Below are 25,571 nucleotides of genomic sequence, written 5' to 3' on the forward strand. Positions count from 1 at the left end.
TACTTTGCCAACCTATGCCCAATCTCAGCTGGCGGCCCTGGACCGATGCAGTTGGCTGGCCTAACGTACCTGAGCCGGATACCTTGTTGGTTGTGCGCTACCAGCTGGACTCGTTCGGCGCTTTTCAGCATAGCTTCTATACGTTGCTGACTACCGACGAGCAACTCAGGGCTAACCGGTTTCGGCAGGAGATTGACCGACAGCGGTTCATGGTGGGCAGGGGCGGGTTACGCTGGCTGGCTGGTCAATTACTGGGTCAGCCAGCAGCCACTGTCGATCTGGCGGTGGGCGAGCACGGCAAGCCTGAACTGGTCAATAGCGATGGATGGCACAGCAACGTGTCGCATGCGGGCGAGTGGGTGTTATGGGCGTTTGGTCAGCAGCCCGTTGGCGTCGATGTGGAGCAGCTCAAAGCTGGATTTGCCTACGACGAGCTAATTCCGTTCTGTTTTGGACCCGCCGAACAGCAGGCCTTGCAACAGGCAGGTCAACCGGGCGACGACGCTCACCAACGCCTGTTCTACACGTTCTGGACCCGCAAAGAGGCGATTCTGAAAGCTACCGGCCTCGGCCTGACCGACCAACTTACCGCCATTTCGGTCCTTGATGGGGGGCAAACCGTGCTATCGTCGACGATCGGCGCGTCAGGTACGTGGCATATTTACAGCTTTCCAATCGCCGACACCCATCTGGCCGCATTGGCATGCCACCAGCCGGGCTCCATTCGGGCATTTACGTTAACGGACCAATAACACCTGCCCGTATTGAGTGTGGCTCACGGGCGACATGTCATAGTAGCTGTAGCTCACCTTACAGGCATAGAGGCCATCCTGGCAGGGTACTCCCTTGAAGGTACCGTCCCACCATTCGCGCGACGAATCCGATACGAAGATAACGCTGCCCCAACGGTCGTAGATGGTCGTAACTACGTCGATAACCGCCTCACCGACAGCCAGTTCCAGTTTATCATTTAACGTATCTCCGTTAGGCGAAAACGCATTGGGAACCAGCACCTTATAGGCATTTGGGTTATCGTATTCTGAACAGGGGCGGCATTGCACCAGTTCAATATCATCAAGTGCCAAGTCATTACCACAGCCCCCGCCGGTATTCAGCAGTTTAACCACCACTTCTTCATCGACATCGGGTGGCGTAAACGTTACCGACAAACGGCGCCAGTCGGGTTGAGGCGTTTCTTTCAGATAGCCCACCACGTATTCCTTCACTAGCCGTCCGTTTCTTGTCTCGATGCGGATGGTTAAGTCGGGAAGGAGCGGGCTGTTATCGTCGCACTTGTGAATGTTGATCAGGTTAATACACCAAGCCGAAAACTCGTAACTCGACCGGCTGCACAGCCTTGTCAATGTTTGCCGATAAAACTCTCCCGAATCGTACGATGCGTTTACGATGAGCATATTCCCCGTTCCGTCGGTCGAGGTGTGGTCGTTGCGCACCTGATGCCAGGCGTGGTAGCAAACGCTATCGCTCCGGTTGGTGATTGTGTATTGCCCATCGTTGGGGCAGATCGGAAAAAACTGATGATTTGTACGGTCTGAAATATCAACGGGCTGGCTTACCGTTCCGAACGTTTCCCGAAACAACAACCGCGAGCCCGGCCCCGTACATTGCGCCGACGCCGTTGTGTACCAGCTCCCTAACCAAGCCAATGCAATCGGACTTAAAGCCCATTTCATAGTGAATGTTCATTACAGATTGGATTTTTTAGCATGAGTTAGAGTCTTATTGTGATGCGGGGCCAACAAAAGCGTCACGCCAACATATGAAAAAAATACCGTGACTTAATCGGGATAGGTACGGTCTAAACGAGTCAGGGAAAAGCACTAGTCAAAAACGGGTGTTTGAAGCCTGCATACGCAATAGAAAGCCTTCAAGAGGTCGATCTGATGAGAATTGGGATAGAGGCGCAGCGGTTGTTACGCCCACATAAGCATGGTATGGACATTGTTGCCAAAGAGACCATCTGGGCGCTGGCCGACCACCATGAACACGAGTTTGTCGTCTTCGTTAAACCCGACAGCGACCGGGCCTGCCTGCCCACAGCTGCCAACGTGCAGGTGGTGGAGCTAGACGGCGGCCCATATCCGGTCTGGGAACAGTCGGCCCTGCCCAAAGCCGTTCGGTCGGCGGGCGTATCGGTGCTGAACTGCACGGCCAATACGGCCCCGCTCAACTGCCCCGCCCCGCTGGTGCTCACCCTCCACGACATCATTTTCCTGGAAAAAGCCATTGTGGGTGGCAATGCCTACCAGCGTTTCGGCAATCTCTACCGCCGCTGGAACGTACCCCGCGTGGTAAAACGCAGCCACCGTGTCGTGACAGTTTCCGACTACGAACGGCAGCGCATCATCGACCACCTCGGCGTAGCACCCGATAAAGTCGTGACGGTACACAACGCCGTTAGCCGACAGTTCCGGGTGATCGACGATACCGCGTTGCTGGCTCAGGTACGTTCCCAATTCAACCTGCCCGCCGAGTTTATCTTTTTCCTGGGCAACACCGATCCTAAAAAGAACGTACCCAATGTGCTGAAAGCGCTCGCCATTCTGAAACAGCGCGGGCAGCTGACGTTACCGCTGGTGATGGCCAATGTGTCGGCCGATTACGTGACCGGCGTACTGACTCAGATCGGCCACCCCGAACTGATGGCTGACATCAGGCTATGTGGCTACATTCCGAATGCGCTGCTGCCGGTGGTCTACAATGCGGCGTCGGTGTTTCTGTGTCCGTCGCTGCGCGAAAGTTTCGGGTTGCCCATTCTGGAGGCGATGGCCTGTGGTACGCCCGTGCTGACGGCCAACACCTCGGCGATGCCCGAAGTAGCCGGTGAGGCCGCGCTGTTGGCCGACCCAACGTCGCCCGAAGCCATGGCCGAGCCAATTAATCGGTTATTGACCGACACCGATTTGCGGAAAAACCTGCGTCACTACGGCCTCGAACGGGCCGACCGTTTTTCGTGGGCCAATACGGCCAAAAAACTGGTAGCTGTTTACGAAAACCTGTAGCCAACGATCGTGCTGGCCTGTTCGTTGCGTTGATCTTACTTACTCTTCATCTGAAGCGATCATAGCCCACCATTTATGCTTCAAAAATTACTTTTGAAATCGCTCTACGTGCTGGCGGCGGTGCGTTACCCTCGCTACCGGCCCGATCTGCGGTATTTCGTGCGCGACAATTATTTCGCCCGACTGAGCCAAGTACGTTACTGGTGGGCCGACCGCATAACGAAGCAACCTTACAAGGTGATTGAATTCTACGGGGAGTTTGACCAGGAAGTGCGCTACGCGATGCCGTTTGCCTACTGGCACCACCTCAACGGCACGCTGAAACAGACCATCGGCGCCAAAGGCACGCGCCCGTTTTACTTTTTCAGCCCCGACCACGTCGAGAAGCACGACAAACGGGTTTGGGAAGCGGGTTATGGCAACTACACCATCCCGAACATGACGCATGCCCCTACCTACGATTTCTCGAAATGGGCGCGGGTGCCGTTCAAGGAACACTACCGCAACGACCTGTTTGTCTACGAGAAACCTTTGCTCGTCATCGCCAACAAGTACAACATCGAGTGGGACAAGCCGCCCATCAATTATCTCGACATTGCCGACCTTGATCGGCTGATAACGTACCTGAAACCGCATTACCAGATCGTTTATAACCGGCCGCTGGGTGGGCAAATCGTGCTGGACAACAGCGAGATCATGGATCTTGGCGAACACGCCTGGCTTCGCGAGCATCACCCCGACGTAATTCAACTAAACGACCTGTTTGCCCAATACCGCGATCGGGTCGAAAACTTCAACCACCTGCAACTCATGGTCTATGCCAATACCGACCGCTTTATTTCGATGCATGGCGGCACGGCGGCGCTGGCCAGTTGCTTTGGGGGTATCAATACACTGCTGTCGCATCCCGGCGGCGGTTTTGAACACGATTTCGACGAATACAAAAACCTGTTTCCTAACCTTTCCGGCGCTACCATCTTTCACGCCCAAAATCGCGCGGAACTGATTGACTACGTCGAATCCCATTATTAGTTGACCTGTCTTCCGCTGGCGGGCTTTATGAGTAAATTCTAACTCGGCCCGGCGACAAAAGACGGCAAACGAAGTACTATTAAACAGTTCTATGGTTATCGCCAAAATCACGTCTGGGTTAGGAAATCAGCTGTTTCAGTATGCACTGGGGCGGCATCTGGCGTTGCAAGGCAATACGTCACTCTGGTTTGACCTACGTTATTTCCATCAGGAGTACGCCACCGATACCCCCCGAAAATTCAAACTCGACCGGTTCAACGTTCGCTACAACCTGCTCGACTCGTCGCCCTGGCTTTACGCCTCAAAGGCAACGCGCCTGTTGCCCGGCCGATCATTGCGCCCGCTGGTCGATACGCGTTTCGAAGCCGATTTTCATTTCGACCCGGCGGTAATTCGGCCGGCCGCACCGCTGACAATTCTGTGGGGGTTCTGGCAGTCGGAGAAGTATTTTGCCCATAGCACGCCTCAGATTCGGCAGGAACTCACGTTCAATCGACCGCTGAGCAATACCTTTCTGGACTACCAGCGCCAAATTGAGCAGGCCAACGTACCTATATCGGTGCATGTTCGGCGCGGCGACTACGTAACTCACCCCGAGTTTAGCCAGTCGTTTGGATTTGTCGGGCTGGCCTATTACCAGAAAGCACTGGCTCACCTGCAACGCCTTTTCCCCGACGCGACGCTCTTCTTTTTCAGCGACGATCCCGACTGGGTACGTGCCAATATCGTGACGGAGCAGCCGCACGTCTTTGTGCAGAATAGCGGTTCTGATGCCGACGTTGACGATCTCCAGTTGATGAGCCTGTGTCATCACCATGTGATTGCCAACAGTTCGTTCAGCTGGTGGGGGGCTTGGCTCAATCCACGCCCCGATAAGGTTGTCATTGGCCCGCAACGCTGGTTTGCCAACAAACCCTGGGACACCAAAGACCTGCTACCGCCGGACTGGCTCAGGCTTTGATCTGCCATTAAACGCTTTATTCCTACCTATGAATCTGAAACGCTTTATCAAACAGCAACCGCTCATTAAACAACTAGTGCATCGGCTACTTATCCCATCACGGGAAGCACGCCCCCGGCGCTGGGTACGTTGGTTTGTGAACCCGTTTGTGCATCGGCACCACCCAACCGCCCGGATTCGATCGCGGGTCCGGCTCGACGTACTGCCTTTCAATACGTTTCGGCTGGGCAAACACAGCCTGATCGAAGATTATTGCGTGGTGAATAACGGGGTAGGGGCCGTCGAGATCGGGAGTAACTGCCTGCTTGGTATTGGCTCAACACTGATCGGGCCGGTTCGGTTAGGTAACAACGTAATTACAGCGCAACACGTCGTTATGTCGGGATTAAACCACGATTACGAAGCCATTCTGACTCCGATTCGCCATCAGCCCGTGACGATCAAACCGATTGTGATTGACGACGACTGCTGGATTGGTGCTAATGCGACGATTCTGGCAGGCGTAACCATTGGTCAACATTCGGTTGTGGCAGCGGGCAGCGTCGTTACGCGTCATGTGCCTCCCTACTCGGTGGTTGGTGGTAACCCGGCCCGGGTGCTGAAACAATATGATCCCGCCCTTAAGCAGTGGATCAACCTTAGCAAATCCGACCAAGTAGCAAACAGCGAACTTCAACTGCTGGCTACCCCAAATTGACTGAGCCATCGAGCCGGGTAGTTGACCGTTTAACCAATTTATAAGGGGCAGAGCAGGTTCACCTGCTACGTTTGGGTTCACAAATCAACTGCTTATGAAACGCTTGCTGGCCACTGCCGCGCTGCTGATTGGCACTTTTGCTGCCAACGCTCAAACGAAGGCCACTACGCCCGAAACGGCCAAACTCGACTCGCTGATGAAGCTGGCGCAACAATACATCAACGCTCAACAGCCCGACTCGCTGTATAGCCTGATGGGTCAGGAGTTCAAAAAGCAGATTTCGCTCGAGCAGGCCAAGCAGATCAATGCGCAAATCCACGATCAGTTGGGTAGCTGGAAGTCGCACGAACTGAAGAGCGTAACCGACGGTGTGGCCAAATACAGAGCTGTCTTCACCAATGCTCCGCTTGATGTGTACATCAGTCGCGATGCCGAAGGCAAGATCTACACGTTCCTGTTTCAACCCGCCAAAGATTAGCCGGTAACCAATTGTAAGCTACGCCGGTACGTTGCATCAAATACAAACAAACTGAGCGGCACGTTACAACGTTTATCCAATAACTTGCGTCTATATCCGTATCCGACCAACCACACGGCTCGAATCAATACGCATTACGTTAATCATTGGCCAACATATGCTCCGGGTTCTACTTTTCTGCTTCGTTCTGTTCATCTCGGCGGCCTGTGGGCGCGAGAGCGACATTGCTCCAACGTTGGCCACCGAGGTAGCCGGTGAATACCAGACCAACGGGTTTCTCGATTACCTCTGTATTGCGTTACCAGCCGACAAAATGCCGACCGCCACGCTACGGGAAGAATCAGCCAACTCGGTAACGCTAACGTACCTGCAACAATACCCAACGACCCGGCTGCTGACTATCAAACAAGTACAGCTCCAGCGCCTGCCCGACAACAGCGTTCAACTGATACAGCAGGGTGAGATTCTTGGTACGGTCCGTACCGATCGTGCCTTTGGCAACAATGGGCTGGAGCGACAGGCACTAGTGCTGCGTGTGCAACGGCAGAGCGACACCGACAGCTTTTCATTCACAGGCGCCAAGTAAGGATTCTCTACAAACTGTACGTACCTGCAAGCAAAAGGCCCGATCTGTTGAGATCGAGCCTTTTGTCATATAGAAACGCTACCAAACAGTATTAGCATAACGTAGGAGCGACTATCCGGCGAGTTAGCGAACAGCGAACTCGCCTGCGCCAATCTTGAAGCCTTCGCTATACAGTTCGATGGTGTATTTACCAGGACGATACTGCGTGCCACGTGAGTAAAGCAGTTCAACGCTTTTGCCGTTGCGGTCATAGTTGACCGTCTGCTTCACGGTATACACCATTTCGTCACCACCAGCCGAGAACGTACCTGAACCGTTGGCCATATCCGATACAACAGCTCCGTCGGGGTCAAGCACGCGCACAAACACGTCTTTGGGTTCTTCGGCAGTCAGCGGGTTATCGAGCAGCGAGTACGTCAGCTTGATCTTATCAATCCGCTTGGCTTTATACTCATCATCTTCTTTTACCTTACCGCGGCTGTTAACAGCGTAAACCTTTACGTTTTGCGCTTTCAAGGCCGAGGCCCGCGTTACTTTCGTTGCCAATTCCTGATTTTGTGTGGCCACAAGCGCAACGGTATCTTCCAGTTGCTGACGCCGGGTTTTTAGCGTCGTGTTCTCCGTGTTCAGAGTGCTGTTGTCAGCCACCAGCACTTCTTTTTCCCGTTGCAGGTTGGCGATCAACGTATCTTTTTCTGCCAGATACGCCATGTATTCGCGAATCTTAACCTCATAGCTGGCCACAGCCGCCCGCGACAATTTTGCCCCGCGCGCCAACGATGCCTTATCCGCTTCCAGTTTGGCTTTTACGTTCTGAAGCTCGGTGACGTCACCGCCCAGCTTTTGCACCTCAGCAATTTTTGCGTCGAGGGCCGTCGAAATCGAATCTAATTTTACGCGGGTATTTGACAGTTCTTCAACGCGTTCGGCGATGGTCACCTCCTGCGTTTCAGCTACACCTTTCTTATCAAAATAAAGATAGCTAGTAACACCGGCCAGGCCAGTCATTAAAACAAGGGCCGCCAAAAGAGCACCATTTGTTTTCGGTCTTTGCTGATTACTCTCCATAATAGTAGTACGGATTTTAAGTTGAACAAACACAAATTGAGGTACTACGTAGAGTAATTCGATAGGCAAATAGTGGTGTTTGAGTAAAACGATATGGGTATAACGCAATTTGATGCAAAAGTATTTCATCGTTGAGCAAACGGTTCTGTAAAAACCGGTTTTTGCCCCCTAATTCAACCCGGTGGTAGCCGCCCACCAAGGCAATGAGTTAAGTAAAACGTAGCGACAATTTCTTAGCTTTAACCCCCGTTTTCACCACCTATTTGTCCTTTTCTATGCTGGCAAAAACCTTTGGAGCTGCCGTTTATGGCGTTAATGCAACCATCATCACGATCGAAGTAACAGCAGGGCAGGGGATGAAATTTTTTATGGTTGGCCTGCCCGACAGCGCCGTTAAAGAGAGCGAACAGCGGGTAGAAGCCTCCCTGAAATATGCCGGCTACCGCATGCCCCGGCAGAAGGTCGTCGTTAATCTGGCCCCGGCTGATATCCGCAAGGAAGGCTCGGCCTACGACCTCCCCATTGCCTTATGCGTGCTGAAAGCCTCGGAGCAGGTGAACCTGGCTAAAAACCTGGAAGAGTACGTCATCATGGGCGAACTGGCCCTCGACGGCTCGCTTCGGCCCATCAAAGGCGTACTGCCCATTGCGATCGAGGCCCGCAAACAGGGCTATAAGGGCTTTGTGCTACCCGCCGAAAATGCCCACGAAGCGGCCATCGTCAACAGCCTCGACGTTATTCCGGTGCAGACCATGGCCGAGGCGCTGGCATTCTTCGACGGCACCCATACGATTGAGCCGCTGGTCGTTGACACCCGGGATCTGTTTTTCACAAGCGTCAACGCCTACGATGCCGACTTTGCCCACGTGCAGGGTCAGGAGAATATCAAACGGGCGTTGGAAATTGCGGCCGCCGGTGGGCACAACGTGATCATGATTGGGCCGCCGGGCGCTGGCAAGACGATGCTCGCTAAACGCCTGCCCACAATTCTGCCGCCGATGACCTTGCAAGAGGCGCTGGAAACCACCAAGATTCACTCGGTAGCGGGCAAACTCGGCAAGAAGGCTACGTTGATCGCCCAACGCCCGTATCGCGCGCCACACCACACTATTTCCGATGCGGCACTAGTGGGCGGAGGCGGCTTTCCGCAGCCAGGCGAAATATCACTGGCTCACAACGGCGTGCTCTTCCTCGACGAATTGCCTGAGTTTAAACGCTCGGCGCTGGAGGTGATGCGACAGCCACTGGAAGAACGCCGCGTGAGCATCTCGCGCGCCCGCTGGGCGGTCGAGTTCCCGGCCAATTTCATGCTCATCGCCAGTATGAACCCCTGCCCCTGCGGCTATTACAACCACCCCGATAAAGAGTGCGTTTGTGGTCCGGGTGTGGTGCAGAAATACCTCAACAAAGTGAGCGGACCACTGCTCGACCGGATCGACCTGCATGTGGAAGTTACGCCCGTGTCGTTTGATCAGATGACCGCCAACCGCCCCGCCGAAACCTCCGAAGCGATCCGCGAGCGCGTCATCAGAGCCCGCGACCGGCAAACAAAACGGTTTGAAGGACAGGAGGGAATTTACTCCAACGCCATGATGCCTTCGCAGATGGTGAAGGAGATTTGCGCTATTAACGATGCAGGGCGAATCCTGCTCAAAACGGCGATGGAGCGGCTTGGGTTGTCGGCGCGGGCCTACGACCGGATTCTGAAGGTGTCGCGCACCATCGCCGATCTGGCCGATGCCGACGAAATCCGGATCGAGCACTTAGCGGAAGCCATTCAGTACCGCAGTCTCGATCGCGAAAATTGGGCAGGATAGGAGGGCTTCACCGTTGTGGCAATGGTTGTTTTGGCTATTTTGTGACCCGGTATAAACCGCAGTAATTCATCAAAACAACAACTACTATGGCTACCTCAACCGCTACCGAATCAACCAATTTGCTTGGTCTGCGAACCGTGATATACGCGGCTCCTAATCTGGACGAATTAAAGGCCTGGTACACCGCTATACTCGGCTTTGGCCCCTATTTCGATGAGCCGTTCTACGTTGGGTTCAACGTGGGTGGATATGAACTGGGGCTCGACCCAGATGCGGCTTTTCAGGCAGGCAGCACCCTTACGTATTGGGGCGTGGCGTCGATCGAAGCGGCTTACGCACGCATTCAAAGCCTTGGCGCTACCCCCGCCGAGCCTATCACCGACGTCGGCGGGGGTATAAAGGTCGCTACGGTGAAAGACCCAGCGGGTAATGTGCTGGGGTTAATTGAAAATCCACATTTCAGCCTTGCACAGTAACTGAATGGCTCAAAAAACGCTCGCATTTTCACATTAAAAAAGGCCTGATGATCAGGCCTTTCTTAGTTATCGGGTTGTGGTATCGGTAGGTGCCGTACCACCATTTTTCTCAGCTTCTTTGGCGGCTTTCGCCTTGGCTTTTTCCTGCTTTCGGAAATACCCCCGGAACAGGAAGTTGCTTTTCAGCGCCTCCATATTCTGATCCAGCTTTTGGGTGCTGCTGTTCAGGTTGCGGATCGTGCTGCGGATGTCGTTTCCGACCGACAGGTCGCTCGTCAGTACCCCAATGGCACTATTGCCGTTATTGAGCTTCTGAGTGGCCTGTTTCACGTCGGCAATGGCCTCGTTGGCCTGATTGGCCATCTGCCGCAGGCGCGCCGTTGAGCTACGAATATCCCGCACGATGGCGGTGTCGGTTACAAGATCGTTAGCCAACGTACCTGGCCGGTTCAGCTTGGCGGTAAATGTGCTGAGCGAGTTGGTCATCTGCACGGCGTTATTGGAGGCTCGTTGCAGGCTAGCCATCGAATTCTTGAAATTGAGCAGCACGGTCGTATCGGTGAGCAGGGCGCCAGCCAAACCGCGTCCGTTTTTGACCCGAGTTACGACTGAACCCACGTCCTGCGTAATTTTCAGGAGGTTGCGGTTAGTAACCTGCAATGTATCGATGATGGCCTCGGTGCTCAGCGCTTCACGGGCCCGCAACATGTCGCCGTCTTCGATAGTACCGGCCCGGTTGGTGCCGCCCACGATGACGATCAGCTTATTGCCGATCAAGCCGTCGGAGCCAAGCGTAGCCTGCGCGTCCTTCCGGATAAACTCGGCCGAGCTTTCCTCGATGTTCATATCCACCTCGACCTGCGAATTGCTCGTAAACCGGATACGTTTAACCGTACCGATTTTTACGCCCGAAAACCAGACGTTGTTCCCTGTTTTCAGGCCGGCAACGTCTTTAAAAACAGCTTTTAGTTGAATGGTCGACGTAAAACGTTTTTGCTGCCCGCCCAGAAACAGGATACCCGCAACGAGTAGGACAATGCCAAGTAAGACAAACAGGCCAACTGTAACAGCCCGACGATTCGATTTCATAGGTTGTGTGTAATTTTTTGACGGGATTTATGAGATGAACAGAACGCTGTGATCGGGGTAGTCGGCTGACTATGAAGCGATCTGGCGGGCATCCTGTTCAGAAAAATCATTCAGTGAAATTGTAATTGTAAAACTGCTGGACCCGATCATCGTCGGTGTTGAACACGTCGTCGAACGTACCTACGCGCTGGAACTGACCATCGAAGAGCATAGCAATTCGGTCGCCGGTCTGTTTGGCGCAGGTCAGGTCGTGCGTAATCACGATTGACGAGGCGCCGTGTCGCTCCTGCACTTCATTGATCAAATTGTTGATTTCGATGCAGGTAATGGGGTCTAGGCCTGCCGTGGGTTCGTCGTAGAGCATAATCTCAGGCCTGAGCATGAGCGTTCGGGCAATACCGATCCGCTTCCGCTGGCCACCTGATAACTCCGACGGCATCTGGTTAATGGTTTGTTTCAGGCCCACATCATCGAGGGCTTCTTCGACAGCCCGGTCAATCTCGGCCCGGCTCAGGTTGCGCACATTGCGAACGAGCGGAAACTCGAGATTTTCCCGAACAGTCATACTGTCGTAGAGGGCACTGTTCTGAAACGAAAAGCCCACCTTCAACCGCAGTTTCTCCAGCTCGGTAGCCGATAGCGCGAGCACATCTTCCCCCAATACACGTACCTGACCCGAGTCGGGTGCCAGCAAACCGACGATAATCTTGATAAGCACCGATTTACCCGTGCCCGACCGACCCAATACAACCAGATTTTCGCCCTTGAACAAATCCAGATTGACCCCACGCAGTACATAGTTATCGCCAAAGGCAACGTGCAGGTCTTTGATCTCAATAACCCGTTCGGGCGTTTGTGTAGATGGTGTCATATAGCTAAAAAAGAGGCGCTAGAGGCAGCCCTATACACTTCGCAATGCATTTACAATTTGCAGCGACAGCAGTTCTTCAATAAAAATCAGGAACATCGATGTCACCACCGACGCATTGGCGGCTTTCCCCACGCCCTCGGTGCCTTTCGATGAATTATAGCCTTTATAGCAACCAACCATGCCTATTGTAAAGCCAAACACAAATGATTTGATTACCGACGAGAAAATATCGAGGAACGTGATGGCCCCGAATACTTCTTCAATGAATGTTCGGAAGCTCGTAGCCTCGTTGGCACTGATGTTCAGATAAGAACCCACCATCCCGACAGCAACCGTGTACACCATTAGGGTTGGGATCATCAGGGTAGTGGCCAACACCCGGCTAACGACCAGAAATTTGAACGGATTGGTGGCCGACACTTCCATAGCGTCGATCTGTTCGGTCACGCGCATAGAACCCAGCTCCGCCCCGATGTTTGACCCAACCCGACCCGCCGCGATCAGGGCCGTAACCAGGGGAGCCAACGCCCGAACCAGCGCAATGGCAATCAGCGACGGTAGCCACGAAGTAGCCCCGAATTGAGCCAGTGAGGGACGCGACTGATTGGTAAAAACGATGCCTGTAATGAAACCGGTCAATGAAATAAGTGGAAGGGAACGTACCCCCACATCGTAGCACTGCCGGATGATTTCGCGGCCTTCATAAGGCGGCAGGAATACTTCCTGAAAAAAGCGAAAGACAAACTGCCAGACGTCGTTCAACGACAGCAGAACCCGGTCGATACGGGTCGAAATCAGGGGCTTTTCGGTATTCGGCGCCGGTGGAAACATCAAAGAGGTATCAGAATGGATGGAATCAGGATCGAACTGAGTAAACACGTAGTAGACGAAGTGGTTTAACTTAATGAGTTACGGGCGTCAAGCACTCCATCGTTAATAAAGTACACCACAGACAAATCACAGGTTCGTGAACTTTATAGATTCATTGTATGTATCAACATTAAATACACTGGAAAATAAACAATCCTCCTTATGAGCACCCTTGTCAATGGCCTTCACCACGTAACTGCGCTGGCAGGCGATACGCAACGCAACGTCGATTTTTACACGCAAATTCTTGGTTTGCGGTTGGTCAAAAAGACGGTCAATTTCGACGCGCCTGATGTCTACCACCTGTATTATGGCGACGAAACGGGCTCGCCGGGCAGTATCATGACGTTCTTCCCGTATGGCAACATTCCGCGTGGCCGCAAAGGAGCGGGGCAGCTCACCTACACAGCCTTTTCGGTTCCTGTTGCCGGGATGCAGTTTTGGCTCGATCGGTTGCAGCAGTTCCAGATTGCGCATACCATGCCACTCCGGCGGTTCGAGGAGAGCTACATCCGCTTCGATGATTTCGACGGTACGGGTATCGAATTGGTGTTTAACGACAACGACGCCCGCCCCGGTTATAGCAACGGACAGATTCCTGCCGAGTTTGCTGTTCGTGGTTTCCACACGGTTACGCTGGAACAAATTCGTCCCGAACGCACGATTGAACTGCTTACCAACCCGATGCAACACCGGCTCGTCGCCGAAGAAGCCGATTTGCTGCGCTTTGAAGCGGGTAAAGGCGGGTCAGGGAATTACATTGATATACACGTAAATCCCAGTGCATTGCGGGCCTTACAGGGAGCCGGTTCGGTGCACCACGTAGCTTTCTCGACCGATACCGACGAGACACAGTTACAGATTCAGCAGCTACTGGCCGAGGGCGGATATCAGGTAACGCCGGTGCAGGATCGTAACTATTTCCACAGTATCTACTTCCGTGAGCCGGGCGGTGTGCTGTTCGAAATTGCTACGAATCCGCCGGGTTTTGCTATCGACGAGCCTGTTGAATCGCTGGGTACGTCGCTGAAACTGCCTCCGCAGTACGAGGCCCGCCGGGCCAAACTGGAAGAGATTCTCCCAGTGATCAACTAACTAGGGTCAACGTTCCTAGACCAACGTTCAAGGTTGATGACGCATGCATAAGCATAATTTGCTAACCTTGAACGATGGTCTTTGGACATTGAACTCCTACCAGAATCATGATTCACAACCCAAATAATGTGCTCACGGCCGGTGTACCGCTTGAAGAAGCCACACGGGCGATGGTGCTGGTGCACGGGCGTGGTAGTTCGGCACAGGATATTCTCTCGCTGACGTCATATCTGACCAACACGGAAGGTATGGCCTTTCTGGCGCCGCAGGCAAGTGGCGGTACCTGGTACCCGTATTCATTTCTGCAACCAACCGAGCGCAATGAGCCCTATCTGTCGTCGGCGTTGACGGCGTTGAAGATGCTATTGGCTCGTTTGCAGAGCGATTTTAATTTTAAAACGCCGCAGTTATACTGGCTGGGTTTCTCGCAGGGAGCCTGTCTGACGCTGGAATTTCTGGCGCAGAACCCAGGTACGTATGGCGGCATTTTCGGCCTTAGCGGCGGGCTTATCGGCCCCGACGGTACAGCTCGTGACTATGCAGGTACGTTCGGGCAGACGCCCGTGCTGCTGGGCTGCTCAGATACCGACTCGCATATCCCGAAAGCGCGCGTGCTGGAGACCGACGCCGTTTTCTCGCGCATGGACGCCAAGGTAACCACCCGACTCTATCCCAACGGGCCGCACAGCGTGAACGAAGACGAGCTAACTTTGATTAATACTATACTGGCCAGCTAATTGGCTGGTTATTAATCAACCTGGAAGCTATGAGTCATTTTATGGTCGAGATTGCATTGGCCGATATGGATGAAGCGTTCATGGAGAAAGTCCCCGAGCAGCGTGCCAAAATCAATGAGATGATGGAACAAGGCCGGATTTTGTCGTACTCGCTCGCCGCCGATCGCTCGAAATTATGGTGCATCGTTAGTGCAGATTCAGAGCTTGCCGTATTGGAAGCGCTCGCCGAATTTCCACTGATCGACTATATGACCCCCGACATCATTGAGTTGATGTTCAGCAACGTTGTTTCGCTGCGGGTACCGATGTTTTCACTGAATTGAGTAACTGCTTCAGTTGTCGTCATCGATGCCTTACTATTTCCGCACCTTCTTTCTAGTTGCCTGCCTGTTCATCGGTTCGTCGCTGTTGGCCGACTGCCAGTCGCAAGCCCAACGCGACGAATCGACTGAACAGACGTCTCAGACGCAGTCACGCAAAAAGCATAGTCGCCATCACCGTAAGCGACCTTCCGAATCTTACCAGACCAATACGGCTCAATCGCAGGTAAAGAATGGACCGATTCCGCAGAAAGTCTACGACGTACTGGCGTATGTGAAAGCCAACAGCCGGGCGATGGCTGGGTACGTTGGTGGACGGCGGTTTGGCAATTTTGAAAATCACCTACCCCGTAGCGACACCGATGGCAGGCCCATCGATTACCAGGAATGGGACGTAAACCCGAAAGTGGGCGGGCGCAACCGGGGCACCGAACGCCTGGTGACGGGATCCGATGGTCGGGCCTGGTACACCAACGATCATTATAACACCTTTGTCGAAGTACACGTAAACTGATGGCAGCTAACTTTATCCTGTCAACGTCTGAGGCCGCATTGGCCGACCGTTTTCCCGATCATTTCGTCGCGCACATCGATGGGAGCAAGGCCCGGACGCTCAAGCAATTTTATGCCGAAATCGCCGACGTACTTGAGTTTCCCCATTTCGGCAATAACCTCGACGCACTCAACGATGCGCTCAACGACCTGCAATGGCTGGAAGATGAGAAGATCGTGCTCTATTTCACTAACACCGATCAGCTCGTCAGTCAGGAGCGCGACCCCAAGAAAATGGCGTCTATCCTGGCTATTCTGGAAGCGACCGTTGAAGATTGGAAGTGGATGGCCGACGATGAAGAAGACCTCGCCGACCACAAGGAGTTCAGCGTTGTTTTCGAGAAAAGCCCCCGCATTGAGTCGCTGCTGGCGGAAGAAGGAATTGCCTTTGAACTGGTCGGTTAACCCGCAGTTGCCTAACCTGATTTTTCTGCCGTAGTGCAGTAAGAATAAGTCCATACACTCAGACAAAACGGAACATTTCCAGTGCGTTTGGGTTTCTATTTATGCCGCCGGGTTGTATAGCCCGGCGGCTTTTCGTGTTCATTTACTGGCTTACCGAAGCAAACCTAACGCTTTGACAACGAATCAGTTATTGTCCTTGTATATTGAGGACCCGTTCATACAAATTCTGGCTAAACCGTTGCAGGAACGTACCCAGCCGGGTGCCGGCGATCCAGTACGTGTTCAGGTGAAAGGCGTAGCCGGTAGCCTCGACGCCATGCTGGCGGCTTCGCTCACGAAACTGCTCGGCGGCAATCATCTGTTTGTGCTAACCGACCGCGAAGAAGCCTCCTTTTTCTTCAACGACCTGCAAAACATCCTTGGCCTGACCGACCGTCCAGACTCGTCGCGCACCAATGTCACGGCCGATACGCATGGCAACGTGCTGCTGTTTCCGATGTCGTATAAGAAGCCGTATCAGTACGAAGAGGTCGAGAATGCCAATGTGTTGCTGCGCGCCGAAGTGCTGAACCGTATCAGCCTCAACCCGAAGGAGGGTAGCCTGATTGTAACGTACCCGGAGGCGCTGTTTGAGAAGGTGATTAACAAGAAATCACTGAAAGCCAATACGTTGGCCGTTCGCATTGGCGATAAGATCGACTCCAGTTTCGTGGCCGAATTGCTTCAATCGTACGAATTTGAGAAGACCGATTTTGTCTACGAAGCCGGTCAGTTCTCGATTCGCGGAGGCATCATCGACGTCTTCTCGTTTGCCAGCGAGTTTCCGTACCGGATCGAGTTGTTTGGCGATGAAGTCGAAAGCCTCCGCCATTTCAACCCCGAAACGCAACTCTCGACCGATCGGCTCGATCAGATCAGCATCATCCCGAACGTACAGACGCGCCTCACGCAGGAAACCCGCGAATCGTTTCTGAACTTCCTGCCCAAAGACACCTGCGCCTGGTTTAAAGACGTGGAGTTTGCACTCGAAATCATCGAGAAATGCTTCGAGCGCGCCGAGCAGAGTCTGGAACAGGTAACGAGTGGGGGCGGTAACATACAGGTTGTAGAAGATCCTGAGCGTCTGTTCGAAACACGCCGGGCATTCCTGAATCAGATCAAAGCCCTGAGCACGGTCGAGTTTGGGCGAAAGTTTTATTTCAAAACCGAAACGAAACTAACGTACCCGTCCAAGCCGCAGCCGTCGTTCAATAAAGATTTTAAGCGCGTTGCCGAAGCCCTTACCGACAACCAAAGCCGGGGATATACTAACATCCTAGTGGCCGAGTCGTACAAGCAGTTGGAGCGCCTCAAGGTGATTTTTGATGAAGTCGATCCGTTCCTGAAATTTCAGACCATGCAGGTCGGTATTCGGGAAGGGTTTATTGACGACACAACCAAGATTGTCTGCTTCACCGATCACCAGATTTTCGACCGGTACTTCAAATACCGGGTACGTGACAAGTTCAGCAAATCGAAGGCGCTCACCCTGCGCGAACTGAAAACGCTTCAGCCCGGCGATTACGTGACCCACGTCGATCACGGCATTGGTCGGTTTGCGGGTATGGAGAAAGTCGATGTGGGCGGCAATGAACAGGAAGCTATTCGGCTGATCTACCGCGACAACGACATGCTGCTGGTAAGCATTCACGCGTTGCACAAGATTGCCAAATACAGCGGGAAGGAGGGAGGCCCACCCACGATGAGCAAGCTCGGCTCGCAAGAGTGGGAATTGAAGAAATCGAAGGTCAGGAAGCAGGTCAAGGACATTGCCCGCGAGTTGATTACGCTGTACGCCAAACGCCGCAACGCACCCGGCTTCCGCTACTCGCCCGATTCGTTTCTGCAAGCCGAGCTGGAATCGTCGTTTATCTACGAAGACACGCCCGATCAGGCCAAGGCCACGGCCGACGTGAAAACTGACATGGAGCGGCCCCACCCAATGGACCGTTTGGTTTGTGGTGACGTAGGTTTTGGCAAAACAGAAGTGGCGATTCGGGCGGCGTTCAAGGCCGTTACCGACAATAAGCAGGTGGCGGTGCTTGTGCCAACAACGATTCTGGCGATGCAGCATTACAACACCTTTAAGGATCGCCTCGCGCAGTTTCCGGTCAAGGTGGGCTACATCAACCGCTTCAAGTCGGCCGCTCAGATCAAAGAAACGCTGCGGCAAGCCGCTTCCGGTGAGTTGGGTATCCTGATTGGTACGCACCGGATCGTGAACAAAGACATCAAATTCAAAGATTTGGGTCTGTTGATCATCGACGAGGAACAGAAGTTTGGCGTTAAAACCAAAGACCGGCTCAAAGAAATGCGAGTCGAGGTCGACGTACTTACGCTTACGGCCACGCCCATTCCACGCACGCTGCATTTCTCGCTGATGGGGGCGCGTGATCTCTCGGTCATTGCGACGCCGCCACCCAACCGACAGCCGGTAACAACCGAGATCCATGCTTTCAGCGACACCATTCTGCGCGATGCCGTCAGCTACGAACTGAAGCGGGGCGGACAGGTTTTCATGGTGCACAATCGGGTCAGCGATATTGAATCGATCGGGAACAAGATTATGCGGTTGGTACCCGACGCCCGGATTGGCATTGCCCACGGGCAGATGGAAGGCGACCGGCTCGAAAAGGTGATGACCCGCTTTATCGAAGGCGAAACCGACGTACTCGTGTCGACCAACATCATCGAATCCGGACTCGACATTCCGAACGCCAACACGATCATTATCAATCAGGCGCACAACTTCGGTTTATCGGATCTTCATCAGATGCGCGGTAGGGTAGGGCGGTCCAACAAGAAAGCATTCTGTTACCTGCTGACGCCACCGGCATCGGTGCTGACCTCCGACGCCCGCAAGCGCCTGCAAACACTCGAAGATTTCTCTGATCTTGGGGAAGGCTTCAAGATTGCCATGCGCGACCTCGACATTCGGGGCGCGGGCAACCTGCTGGGTGCCGAACAGAGCGGTTTCGTAAACGATCTCGGTTACGAGATGTATCATCAGATTCTGGACGAGTCGGTGCAGGAACTGCGCGAAACCGAATTCAAAGAGCTGTTTCAGGAAACGCCTGACGTCTTTAAACCGATGCTGCCTGATACGGTTATCGAGACAGATCTGGAGGTGTTGATCCCCGAAACATACGTGACAAACATCTCTGAACGGCTATCTTTGTATACGCGTCTGGATAACATCAAAGACAAGGCTGAACTACAGGCCTTTAAGAAAGAAGTAGCCGATCGGTTTGGTCCGCCGCCAGCGGGGGTCGACAATCTGTTCAAAATGGTGGCCGTTCGCTGGAAAGCCGAGGAGTTACACCTTGAAAAACTGTCGCTTAAGAATACGATAATGAAGGGAAGCTTCGTTTCTTCCGAGAAAGATAGCCGGGCAGATGCCTTCTTTTCGTCGGACCGATTTGGCAAGGTAATTGACTACGTCAAGGCACACCCCAAATCATGTTCCCTGCGAGACGTTAAAAACCGGTTGATTTTTACGCATGAAGGGGTCAGAACGATCGATCAACTGAACGAAATTCTGTCTGAACTTACCAGTTAGCGACCATCATTCGTTATTGTAGGCCCGCCCTGTGATAATGAGCACCAAAACTTTAGCATTTACGCCTGCACACAATACACAACAATGAGTCAGAAGTATCAACTGAAACGCGCTGCTTACGTGCTACTGGCTGTGGCAGCTTTCGCGGCTTGTAAGACCAAACACCCGACGAGTGTGAAACCGGGTAAGACGAGTACCGCTACGGGCATCGCCTATAACCAGAAAGAAGGTTTCCAGGTCAAGAAGTTTTCGGGTCCGAAAGCTGGCCCGAACCTCGTTTTCATTGAAGGTGGGCGCTTTACGTTGGGGGCGTTGGAAGAAGACGTGATGAATAGCCGCGACAACCGCGAGCGCACCGTCTCGATTCAGTCGTTCTACATGGACGAGACTGAAATCGCGAATATCCACTACCTGGAATACCTCGAAGCTATTCGTCGCGACTCGTCGGAAGAGGTGTATTCACGGGCATTGCCTGATACGACGGTTTGGGCTAACCCGCTCTCGTTTAACGACTCATATGTGACGCAGTACCTTCGTTACCCTTCGTTCCGGTATTATCCGGTGGTTGGCGTTTCGTGGGTGCAGGCCAATGATTATGCAGCCTGGCGTACGGGTGCCGTCAACGCCGATCTGTATAAGAAAGGCAATGGTAGTGGCAAGAAAAGTGGTGGCATGAAGCTAAGCCGCAAATCGAAGAAAGACCCTGCGGCCGAAACCGTACAGGGTGCCGAGTCGAACGTGGCAGCCAATAAGCCAAGCCTCGAAAGCGGCCTGATTCTGCCTGATTACCGCCTCCCGACTGAAGCGGAATGGGAATACGCCGCCAAAGCCCTGATTGGTACGCAGTACGTAGACGAGAACCAGTCGAATCAGCGGATTTATCCGTGGGACGGTTCGTCGGTACGTAATCCGAAGAAAGGCCGCAAGCAAGGCCAAATGCTCTCGAACTTTAAACGGGGCCGGGGTGACTACGCTGGTATTGCTGGTCGGTCAAACGATGGCGCTATCATCACCGAGCAGATTTACGCTTACCCCGCCAACGATTTCGGTCTGTATAACATGGCTGGTAACGTGAACGAATGGGTATACGACGTGTATCGTCCGCTATCGTTCCAGGTTGAAAGCGACCTAAACCCGATTCGTCGGAATGGCTACCTCGATGAAGCCAAGAATTACGATAAGAAAGGCAACCAGTCAATTATCGATGATAAGCTGCGTGTGTACAAAGGCGGCTCATGGAACGATGTAGCTTACTGGCTCGCTCCTGGTACGCGTCGCTTTATGGATCAGGATTCGGCTACAGCCACGATCGGTTTCCGTTGCGCCATGATCGGCGTCGGCCGGAATCGCTAAACGATAACTATTTATTGCAGGCCCCGCTTTTCTCAGAAAGGCGGGGCTTTTTGTTAACGGGTAGCTGCCAATACCAATACGCCAATGGTAGCCGCACCAGCTGCCCGTAATTCGCTCACACACGCTTCCAGCGTGGCCCCGGTTGTCAGCACGTCATCGACCAGTAATAAATGCCGGCCACGTACCTGCTCCGGCTTAATCACGCTGAACACAGTGCTTACGTTCTTCCAACGTTCAGTGCGGCTTTTCCGGGTCTGCGACGCCTGAAATTTGGTGCGCCAAAGCAGGTCTGTCCGGGTTTTTATTCCCAGTGCTTGGGTCAATCCATTGGCAATTTCTTCGCTCTGATTGTAGCCTCGCTGCCTTCGGCGAGCCGGGTGTAGCGGTACCGGAATAATCCAGTCGGCATGCAAATGCGACCCATTCTTTCGAGCCAGTTCTGTTCCAAACCAGACACCTAGTTCATGGCACAGCTTGGTCTTTCCCCGGTATTTTAGCTGGTGAATAAGCCGCTGTACTAGCCCTTTTTTTGAGAAGTAAGTATAGGCATACACATAATCGACAAATACGCGTCCGGCAAATTTCTGAAGCAACGCTAACTGTTCTTCTTCCGTCGTTACATAGGGTAGACGCATTCGGCAGGCTGTGCAAACTTCTTTTCCCTCGCCATACATCATTCGAAAACAACCCGAACAAAGGGTAGGAAAAAGGATGTACACAAAGTTTTGGAACACCGACCGGATAAACGCGTTCATAGCCTACCAACGTTATGCGCTAAATGACGTAATTTAGTGTAAAGTCATTGGGCAACTGCCTGTGTCAACGTTTACGGCCGCCCAACGAGCAATTACCTATGAATGACGAACTTACAATTTCCTGGGAACTACTGCTGAATCAATTAGAAGAGGCGGTTGGCAAACGCCCGGCCGATCTCAACGGTGTGCTTTTTTTGATTGGCATGCAGGAATTAGGCCGGGGTCCAAAACGCTTTTCCAAGGAGCAAAAACAGGATTTATTGCACGTGGCTGTTTGCACCGTTCTAAGCCAGTCTGGTTATTATAAACCGACTGGCTTGGACAAAGATGGCTGGCCACAATTTGAGCTTTTAAAACCTCTGCCTACTGGCGACATTCTTGCTCAGGAAGATTTATTGAAAGCTAATGCGCTTCGCTATTTCAACACGCAGTTTGCTTAACGAACTATGGCTACTTCATCTTTTGCTGCGATCATGCAGCAGATCGACGAATATAAACGTCGGTACTTTCAGAATAAACTAATTAAGGGCTCGCTGCTCTTCGTTGGTTTGTTGCTGGCAACGTACCTGCTCATCAACACGCTCGAATACTATGGACGGTTTAGCACACCCGTTCGGGCCACGCTCTTTTTTGGCTTTGTGGGCCTGTTTCTGGCTGGCGCTTACGGCTATATCATCCAGCCGCTCTTGGGTTTGTATGGGCTACGGAAGCCCATCTCCGACGAAATAGCAGCGCAGCAGATCGGGCAGTTCTTTCCCGAGATCGGCGATAAGCTGTTGAACACGCTTCAGCTACGGCAGCTGACCAACGATCAAAGCGATCTGCTTCGAGCCAGCATCGAACAGCGTTCGAGTCAGTTATTAATCACCCGATTTTCGTCGGCGATTCAGCTCAACAAGAATCAGCGCTTTCTGAAGTTCGCTTTAGCTCCCGCCTTGGTCATTGGTGGCATCCTGCTTGTATATCCAGCTTTCTTCACGAAGAGCTCAACGCGGTTGGTGCAGTACAATCGTGAGTTTGTCGAAGAGGCTCCTTTCGAGTTTGTACTCGACTCGAAACGGCTTCAGGCATTTCGGAACGAAGATTTTACATTAAAGCTTCATTTGGAAGGCGATGCAATCCCGCAGACGGTTTATCTGCTCTTAAATGATACTCGTTTTAAGCTCGATAATGTTGGAAAGAACACGTATGCTTATACGTTCGATAATGTACAACGTGATCTGGACTTCAAACTGGAAGCGGCTGGGTTCAGCTCACCCACTTACGAACTGGAACTGTTAGACCGGCCATCGGTGCTTTCGTTTGATGTGTTTCTAACGTACCCAGCTTATCTGGGTAAACCTGCTGAGCAACTATCAAACGTTGGTAACCTGCTGGTGCCTGTGGGTACGTCGATTCGGTGGAAATTCCTGGCCGATCATGCCGATTCATTAGCCGTTCGTTTTGTACCTGGTAACACCGTACGCGCTCAGGAAACTGAAACCAATGCGTTCGGACTTACGCACCGCGCTTCTCAGTCAGGTACGTATTCGCTCAATCTGATGAACAGTCATGCCCGAAATGGCGGCGACTTGACTTATGCCATCCAGGTTATTCCTGATCGATATCCGCAAATCAGTTTGCAAAAGACACAGGATTCGGTAGCCTACAATTTTATTGGCCTATATGGCTTGATTACCGACGACTACGGTTTCTCCAATCTGAAACTGGTAGCGACTGTTACCCGGGCTGGTTCACCTGCCAAGCAGACGTTTACGCGGCCCATCTCGATTAATACAGGTACCACGTCGCAGAACTACGTCTACAATTGGGCGCTGGATAGCCTCAAGCTGCAGCCTAGCGACAAGATTGATTATTACGTGCAGGTGGCCGATAATGACGGCGTACATGGCCCTAAAACGACCCGCTCTGCGGTTATGACTTTTGCGGTTCCTTCGGTTGATCAGTTGCAAAAGCAAGTCGATCAGTCGGCCGAGAAAACGGAGCAGCAGATGCAGGAGGCTTTGAATACGGCGCAACAGATCAAGAAAGAACTGAATGAACTGGAAGAGCGGCTTCGTACTAAGAAATCCTCTGATTTTCAGGACAAAAAGCAATTACAGGATATTCTTCAAAAGCGTGAAGAATTGATGCAGGAGATCGAGAAACTACAGCAGCAATTCCAGAAAACGCAAGACACGCAGCAGCGCATGAATCCGCAGCAGCAGGAGAGTCTGAAGCAGAAGATGGAACAGTTACAGAAGTTGATGGAGAACATGGTCGATCCTGAGTCGAAGAAGCTTTACGAAGAGCTGAAGCAGATGATGGAGAAGAAGCAGGACGAGCGTGCTTCGGAACTAATGAATAAGCTGAATCGGAAAGAGCGCAATCTGGAGAAAGAGCTCGATCGTGCCTTGAAAATGTTCAAGCAGATGCAGCAAAATCAGAAGTTCGAGAACGCCATCAAGCAACTGGAACAACAAGCTGAGAAGCAGGATAAACTTGCCGAGCAGAACGCGAAAGAAGAAGCGAAGAAAGATCCGGCTGATTTAGAGAAGCAGAAAGCTGAGCAACAGAAGGCTGAGGAAGATTTCAAAAAGCTGATGGAACAGCTTGAGAAGATGCAACAGGAAGCCGAGAAAGAGAAGCTTCAAGCTCCCGATAAGCAGGAGAATGAGCAGTCGGAGGTTCAGAAGCAGATGGAGCAATCGAAGCAAGATCTGAACAAGAAGGACCAGAAAAGCGCGTCGAAATCGCAGCAGAAAACGTCTAAATCGATGCGGAACATGGCTAAGTCAATGTCTGAGTCAATGGAGGGGATGGACATGAAAAGCATGTCGGAGAACCTTGACGACCTACGAAATTTGCTCGATAATCTCATCTCCTTGTCGTTCTCTCAGGAGCGCTTGATGCGCGATTTCCGGAGCATGAGCCTGCAAGATCCGCGTGTGCTCAAGCTATCCCAGGAGCAGGTACGTTTGCAGGACAACGCCAAGGTGATTGAGGACAGCCTCAACTCACTGGCCAAACGTGAGCCACAGATTCAATCGTTTGTTACCCGTGAACTCACCAACATGCGCTATTACATGGATGAGAGTTCACGTTTTCTGAAGGAGCGCAAACTGAATTATGCCTCTGCTCGTCAGCAATCGGCGATGACATCGATCAACAATCTATCGTTGATGTTGAACGATGCATTTAAACAAATGCAAGATCAGATGAATGCCATGGCAATGCCGGGTTCTGGTAAAAGCAAAGGAAAAAGCAAAGGCAGTCAGCCAATGCCGGGCATAGGTGAGCAACAACAGCAGTTAAATGAACGCATGCAACAGCTGTCACAAAGCGGCAAATCGGGACGCGCCTTGTCAGAAGAGCTGTCTCAGTTGGCAGCAGAGCAGAGTGCTTTGCGGGAGATGTTGAAGCAGTTGCAGGAAAAAGCGAAAGGCACTGAGGCGGGCAAATCACAGGCACAACAAGTCGAAGATTTGCAAAAGAAAATGGAAGAGACCGAAACCGATCTGGTCAATAAGCGATTGAATCCGTCGGTCATAAACCGCCAGAAAGACGTTTTGACTCGCTTGCTTGAATCGGAGAAAGCACTTCGTCAGCAGGAGGAAGATCCAAAACGGCAGGCTGAAGCGGCTAAACAACAGAAAGTTAGTCAACCCTCTTTTGTGCTTCCTGACTCACAGAATCGTTCGCGCCAAGTTGAAGCGTTGCGAACTGTTTCTCCTGCTTATAACTTATTCTATAAGCGTGAGTCGAACCGGTATTTGCAGAAACTCACCAAGTGAGTTTTGTGAAAAGTT

General features: G+C 52.5%; 24 protein-coding genes. 18 read left to right on the forward strand and 6 right to left on the reverse strand.

Translation table 11 applies throughout. The annotated features are described in order from the left end of the window. Nucleotides 1-14 precede the first annotated feature (14 nt). Nucleotides 15-752 (forward strand): 4'-phosphopantetheinyl transferase family protein, encoded by a 738-nt coding sequence (locus ACAW74_RS27365; protein ID WP_370701451.1) that lies wholly within the window; start codon nucleotides 15-17, stop codon nucleotides 750-752. Here ACAW74_RS27365 and ACAW74_RS27370 read toward each other — a convergent pair. Further along, nucleotides 738-1,694, reverse strand: a complete 957-nt coding sequence (locus ACAW74_RS27370) for a T9SS type B sorting domain-containing protein (RefSeq protein ID WP_370701452.1) — start codon at nucleotides 1,692-1,694, stop codon at nucleotides 738-740. The genes ACAW74_RS27365 and ACAW74_RS27370 overlap by 15 nt on opposite strands. 261 nt (nucleotides 1,695-1,955) lie before the next feature. On the opposite strand from ACAW74_RS27370, the gene ACAW74_RS27375 reads away from it, so the two are divergent. From ACAW74_RS27375 to ACAW74_RS27400, 6 genes are all read left to right on the forward strand, one after another. Continuing rightward, the gene (locus ACAW74_RS27375) at nucleotides 1,956-3,023 is read left to right on the forward strand and encodes a glycosyltransferase family 4 protein (RefSeq protein WP_370701453.1); all 1,068 of its coding nucleotides are present in this window, start codon (nucleotides 1,956-1,958) and stop codon (nucleotides 3,021-3,023) included. 93 nt (nucleotides 3,024-3,116) lie between these two features. Further along, on the forward strand, nucleotides 3,117-4,055 hold the full coding sequence (locus ACAW74_RS27380; protein ID WP_370701454.1) for a hypothetical protein: 939 nt from the start codon (nucleotides 3,117-3,119) through the stop codon (nucleotides 4,053-4,055). 91 nt (nucleotides 4,056-4,146) lie between these two features. Further along, the gene (locus tag ACAW74_RS27385) at nucleotides 4,147-5,016 is read left to right on the forward strand and encodes an alpha-1,2-fucosyltransferase (protein WP_370701455.1); all 870 of its coding nucleotides are present in this window, start codon (nucleotides 4,147-4,149) and stop codon (nucleotides 5,014-5,016) included. A gap of 28 nt (nucleotides 5,017-5,044) precedes the next feature. Next, entirely contained in the window at nucleotides 5,045-5,713 is a 669-nt protein-coding gene (locus ACAW74_RS27390) for an acyltransferase (protein ID WP_370701456.1), read from the forward strand. A 94-nt stretch (nucleotides 5,714-5,807) separates the two neighbouring features. Beyond that, nucleotides 5,808-6,191 carry a DUF3887 domain-containing protein gene (locus tag ACAW74_RS27395; RefSeq protein WP_370701457.1) on the forward strand — a complete coding sequence of 128 codons (384 nt, stop codon included), beginning with the start codon at nucleotides 5,808-5,810 and terminating at the stop codon, nucleotides 6,189-6,191. Nucleotides 6,192-6,348: 157 nt separating this feature from the next. Further along, entirely contained in the window at nucleotides 6,349-6,777 is a 429-nt protein-coding gene (locus ACAW74_RS27400; protein WP_370701458.1) for a hypothetical protein, read from the forward strand. A gap of 123 nt (nucleotides 6,778-6,900) precedes the next feature. On the opposite strand, the gene ACAW74_RS27405 is transcribed toward ACAW74_RS27400, so the two are convergent. Further along, nucleotides 6,901-7,845 carry a DUF8428 domain-containing protein gene (locus ACAW74_RS27405; RefSeq protein ID WP_370701459.1) on the reverse strand — a complete coding sequence of 315 codons (945 nt, stop codon included), beginning with the start codon at nucleotides 7,843-7,845 and terminating at the stop codon, nucleotides 6,901-6,903. A 275-nt stretch (nucleotides 7,846-8,120) separates the two neighbouring features. On the opposite strand from ACAW74_RS27405, the gene ACAW74_RS27410 reads away from it, so the two are divergent. Together ACAW74_RS27410 and ACAW74_RS27415 are read left to right on the forward strand one after the other, a co-directional pair. Further along, nucleotides 8,121-9,662 carry a YifB family Mg chelatase-like AAA ATPase gene (locus ACAW74_RS27410; protein WP_370701460.1) on the forward strand — a complete coding sequence of 514 codons (1,542 nt, stop codon included), beginning with the start codon at nucleotides 8,121-8,123 and terminating at the stop codon, nucleotides 9,660-9,662. A gap of 86 nt (nucleotides 9,663-9,748) precedes the next feature. After that, complete coding sequence (locus tag ACAW74_RS27415) at nucleotides 9,749-10,138, forward strand: VOC family protein (RefSeq protein ID WP_370701461.1); 390 nt, start codon at nucleotides 9,749-9,751, stop codon at nucleotides 10,136-10,138. 66 nt (nucleotides 10,139-10,204) lie between these two features. On the opposite strand, the gene ACAW74_RS27420 is transcribed toward ACAW74_RS27415, so the two are convergent. From ACAW74_RS27420 to ACAW74_RS27430, 3 genes are all read right to left on the reverse strand, one after another. Beyond that, nucleotides 10,205-11,227 carry an MlaD family protein gene (locus ACAW74_RS27420; protein WP_370701462.1) on the reverse strand — a complete coding sequence of 341 codons (1,023 nt, stop codon included), beginning with the start codon at nucleotides 11,225-11,227 and terminating at the stop codon, nucleotides 10,205-10,207. Between the two features lie 106 nt (nucleotides 11,228-11,333). After that, nucleotides 11,334-12,098: an ABC transporter ATP-binding protein gene (locus ACAW74_RS27425; protein WP_370701463.1), complete on the reverse strand. Its 765-nt coding sequence runs from the start codon at nucleotides 12,096-12,098 to the stop codon at nucleotides 11,334-11,336. Nucleotides 12,099-12,128: 30 nt separating this feature from the next. Continuing rightward, entirely contained in the window at nucleotides 12,129-12,929 is an 801-nt protein-coding gene (locus tag ACAW74_RS27430) for an MlaE family ABC transporter permease (RefSeq protein ID WP_370701481.1), read from the reverse strand. A 201-nt stretch (nucleotides 12,930-13,130) separates the two neighbouring features. On the opposite strand from ACAW74_RS27430, the gene ACAW74_RS27435 reads away from it, so the two are divergent. The 7 genes from ACAW74_RS27435 (at nucleotide 13,131) to ACAW74_RS27465 (ending at nucleotide 21,028) form a co-directional block, all read left to right on the forward strand. Continuing rightward, complete coding sequence (locus ACAW74_RS27435; RefSeq protein WP_370701464.1) at nucleotides 13,131-14,063, forward strand: ring-cleaving dioxygenase; 933 nt, start codon at nucleotides 13,131-13,133, stop codon at nucleotides 14,061-14,063. Between the two features lie 107 nt (nucleotides 14,064-14,170). Further along, nucleotides 14,171-14,800, forward strand: coding sequence for an alpha/beta hydrolase (locus ACAW74_RS27440; protein ID WP_370701465.1), 630 nt, complete (start codon nucleotides 14,171-14,173; stop codon nucleotides 14,798-14,800). Nucleotides 14,801-14,829: 29 nt separating this feature from the next. Beyond that, nucleotides 14,830-15,123, forward strand: a complete 294-nt coding sequence (locus ACAW74_RS27445; RefSeq protein ID WP_015329570.1) for a muconolactone Delta-isomerase family protein — start codon at nucleotides 14,830-14,832, stop codon at nucleotides 15,121-15,123. Nucleotides 15,124-15,148: 25 nt separating this feature from the next. Next, a complete protein-coding gene (locus ACAW74_RS27450) occupies nucleotides 15,149-15,634 on the forward strand; it encodes a guanyl-specific ribonuclease (protein ID WP_370701466.1) in 486 nt (161 codons plus the stop codon). Then, on the forward strand, nucleotides 15,634-16,077 hold the full coding sequence (locus ACAW74_RS27455; protein WP_370701467.1) for a barstar family protein: 444 nt from the start codon (nucleotides 15,634-15,636) through the stop codon (nucleotides 16,075-16,077). The genes ACAW74_RS27450 and ACAW74_RS27455 overlap by 1 nt, the downstream gene beginning before the upstream one ends. Before the next feature lie 172 nt (nucleotides 16,078-16,249). Further along, nucleotides 16,250-19,675 (forward strand): transcription-repair coupling factor, encoded by a 3,426-nt coding sequence (mfd, locus tag ACAW74_RS27460; RefSeq protein WP_370701468.1) that lies wholly within the window; start codon nucleotides 16,250-16,252, stop codon nucleotides 19,673-19,675. An 84-nt stretch (nucleotides 19,676-19,759) separates the two neighbouring features. Next, entirely contained in the window at nucleotides 19,760-21,028 is a 1,269-nt protein-coding gene (locus tag ACAW74_RS27465) for an SUMF1/EgtB/PvdO family nonheme iron enzyme (RefSeq protein ID WP_015329574.1), read from the forward strand. A 53-nt stretch (nucleotides 21,029-21,081) separates the two neighbouring features. On the opposite strand, the gene ACAW74_RS27470 is transcribed toward ACAW74_RS27465, so the two are convergent. Continuing rightward, nucleotides 21,082-21,663, reverse strand: a complete 582-nt coding sequence (locus ACAW74_RS27470) for a ComF family protein (RefSeq protein WP_370701469.1) — start codon at nucleotides 21,661-21,663, stop codon at nucleotides 21,082-21,084. A gap of 218 nt (nucleotides 21,664-21,881) precedes the next feature. Between ACAW74_RS27470 and ACAW74_RS27475 the strand changes: the two genes are divergently transcribed. After that, nucleotides 21,882-22,223, forward strand: a complete 342-nt coding sequence (locus ACAW74_RS27475) for a hypothetical protein (protein ID WP_370701470.1) — start codon at nucleotides 21,882-21,884, stop codon at nucleotides 22,221-22,223. A gap of 6 nt (nucleotides 22,224-22,229) precedes the next feature. Beyond that, entirely contained in the window at nucleotides 22,230-25,556 is a 3,327-nt protein-coding gene (locus tag ACAW74_RS27480; RefSeq protein ID WP_370701471.1) for a DUF4175 family protein, read from the forward strand. Nucleotides 25,557-25,571: the final 15 nt, after the last annotated feature.

Source organism: Fibrella musci, assembly GCF_041321105.1.
Classification (GTDB): Bacteria; Bacteroidota; Bacteroidia; order Cytophagales; family Spirosomataceae; genus Fibrella; species Fibrella musci.

Coding starts and splice junctions, on each gene's coding strand:
- ACAW74_RS27365 (WP_370701451.1), top strand. CDS start 15: ATGCCCAATCTCAGCTGGCGGCCCTGGACCGATGCAGTTGGCTGGCCT.
- ACAW74_RS27410 (WP_370701460.1), top strand. CDS start 8,121: ATGCTGGCAAAAACCTTTGGAGCTGCCGTTTATGGCGTTAATGCAACC.
- ACAW74_RS27435 (WP_370701464.1), top strand. CDS start 13,131: ATGAGCACCCTTGTCAATGGCCTTCACCACGTAACTGCGCTGGCAGGC.
- ACAW74_RS27400 (WP_370701458.1), top strand. CDS start 6,349: ATGCTCCGGGTTCTACTTTTCTGCTTCGTTCTGTTCATCTCGGCGGCC.
- ACAW74_RS27475 (WP_370701470.1), top strand. CDS start 21,882: ATGAATGACGAACTTACAATTTCCTGGGAACTACTGCTGAATCAATTA.
- ACAW74_RS27420 (WP_370701462.1), bottom strand. CDS start 11,227: ATGAAATCGAATCGTCGGGCTGTTACAGTTGGCCTGTTTGTCTTACTT.
- ACAW74_RS27370 (WP_370701452.1), bottom strand. CDS start 1,694: ATGAAATGGGCTTTAAGTCCGATTGCATTGGCTTGGTTAGGGAGCTGG.
- ACAW74_RS27455 (WP_370701467.1), top strand. CDS start 15,634: ATGGCAGCTAACTTTATCCTGTCAACGTCTGAGGCCGCATTGGCCGAC.
- ACAW74_RS27440 (WP_370701465.1), top strand. CDS start 14,171: ATGATTCACAACCCAAATAATGTGCTCACGGCCGGTGTACCGCTTGAA.
- ACAW74_RS27415 (WP_370701461.1), top strand. CDS start 9,749: ATGGCTACCTCAACCGCTACCGAATCAACCAATTTGCTTGGTCTGCGA.
- ACAW74_RS27480 (WP_370701471.1), top strand. CDS start 22,230: ATGGCTACTTCATCTTTTGCTGCGATCATGCAGCAGATCGACGAATAT.
- ACAW74_RS27395 (WP_370701457.1), top strand. CDS start 5,808: ATGAAACGCTTGCTGGCCACTGCCGCGCTGCTGATTGGCACTTTTGCT.
- ACAW74_RS27470 (WP_370701469.1), bottom strand. CDS start 21,663: ATGCGTCTACCCTATGTAACGACGGAAGAAGAACAGTTAGCGTTGCTT.
- ACAW74_RS27390 (WP_370701456.1), top strand. CDS start 5,045: ATGAATCTGAAACGCTTTATCAAACAGCAACCGCTCATTAAACAACTA.
- ACAW74_RS27445 (WP_015329570.1), top strand. CDS start 14,830: ATGAGTCATTTTATGGTCGAGATTGCATTGGCCGATATGGATGAAGCG.
- ACAW74_RS27430 (WP_370701481.1), bottom strand. CDS start 12,929: ATGTTTCCACCGGCGCCGAATACCGAAAAGCCCCTGATTTCGACCCGT.
- ACAW74_RS27450 (WP_370701466.1), top strand. CDS start 15,149: ATGCCTTACTATTTCCGCACCTTCTTTCTAGTTGCCTGCCTGTTCATC.
- ACAW74_RS27385 (WP_370701455.1), top strand. CDS start 4,147: ATGGTTATCGCCAAAATCACGTCTGGGTTAGGAAATCAGCTGTTTCAG.
- ACAW74_RS27465 (WP_015329574.1), top strand. CDS start 19,760: ATGAGTCAGAAGTATCAACTGAAACGCGCTGCTTACGTGCTACTGGCT.
- ACAW74_RS27375 (WP_370701453.1), top strand. CDS start 1,956: ATGGACATTGTTGCCAAAGAGACCATCTGGGCGCTGGCCGACCACCAT.
- ACAW74_RS27405 (WP_370701459.1), bottom strand. CDS start 7,845: ATGGAGAGTAATCAGCAAAGACCGAAAACAAATGGTGCTCTTTTGGCG.
- ACAW74_RS27425 (WP_370701463.1), bottom strand. CDS start 12,098: ATGACACCATCTACACAAACGCCCGAACGGGTTATTGAGATCAAAGAC.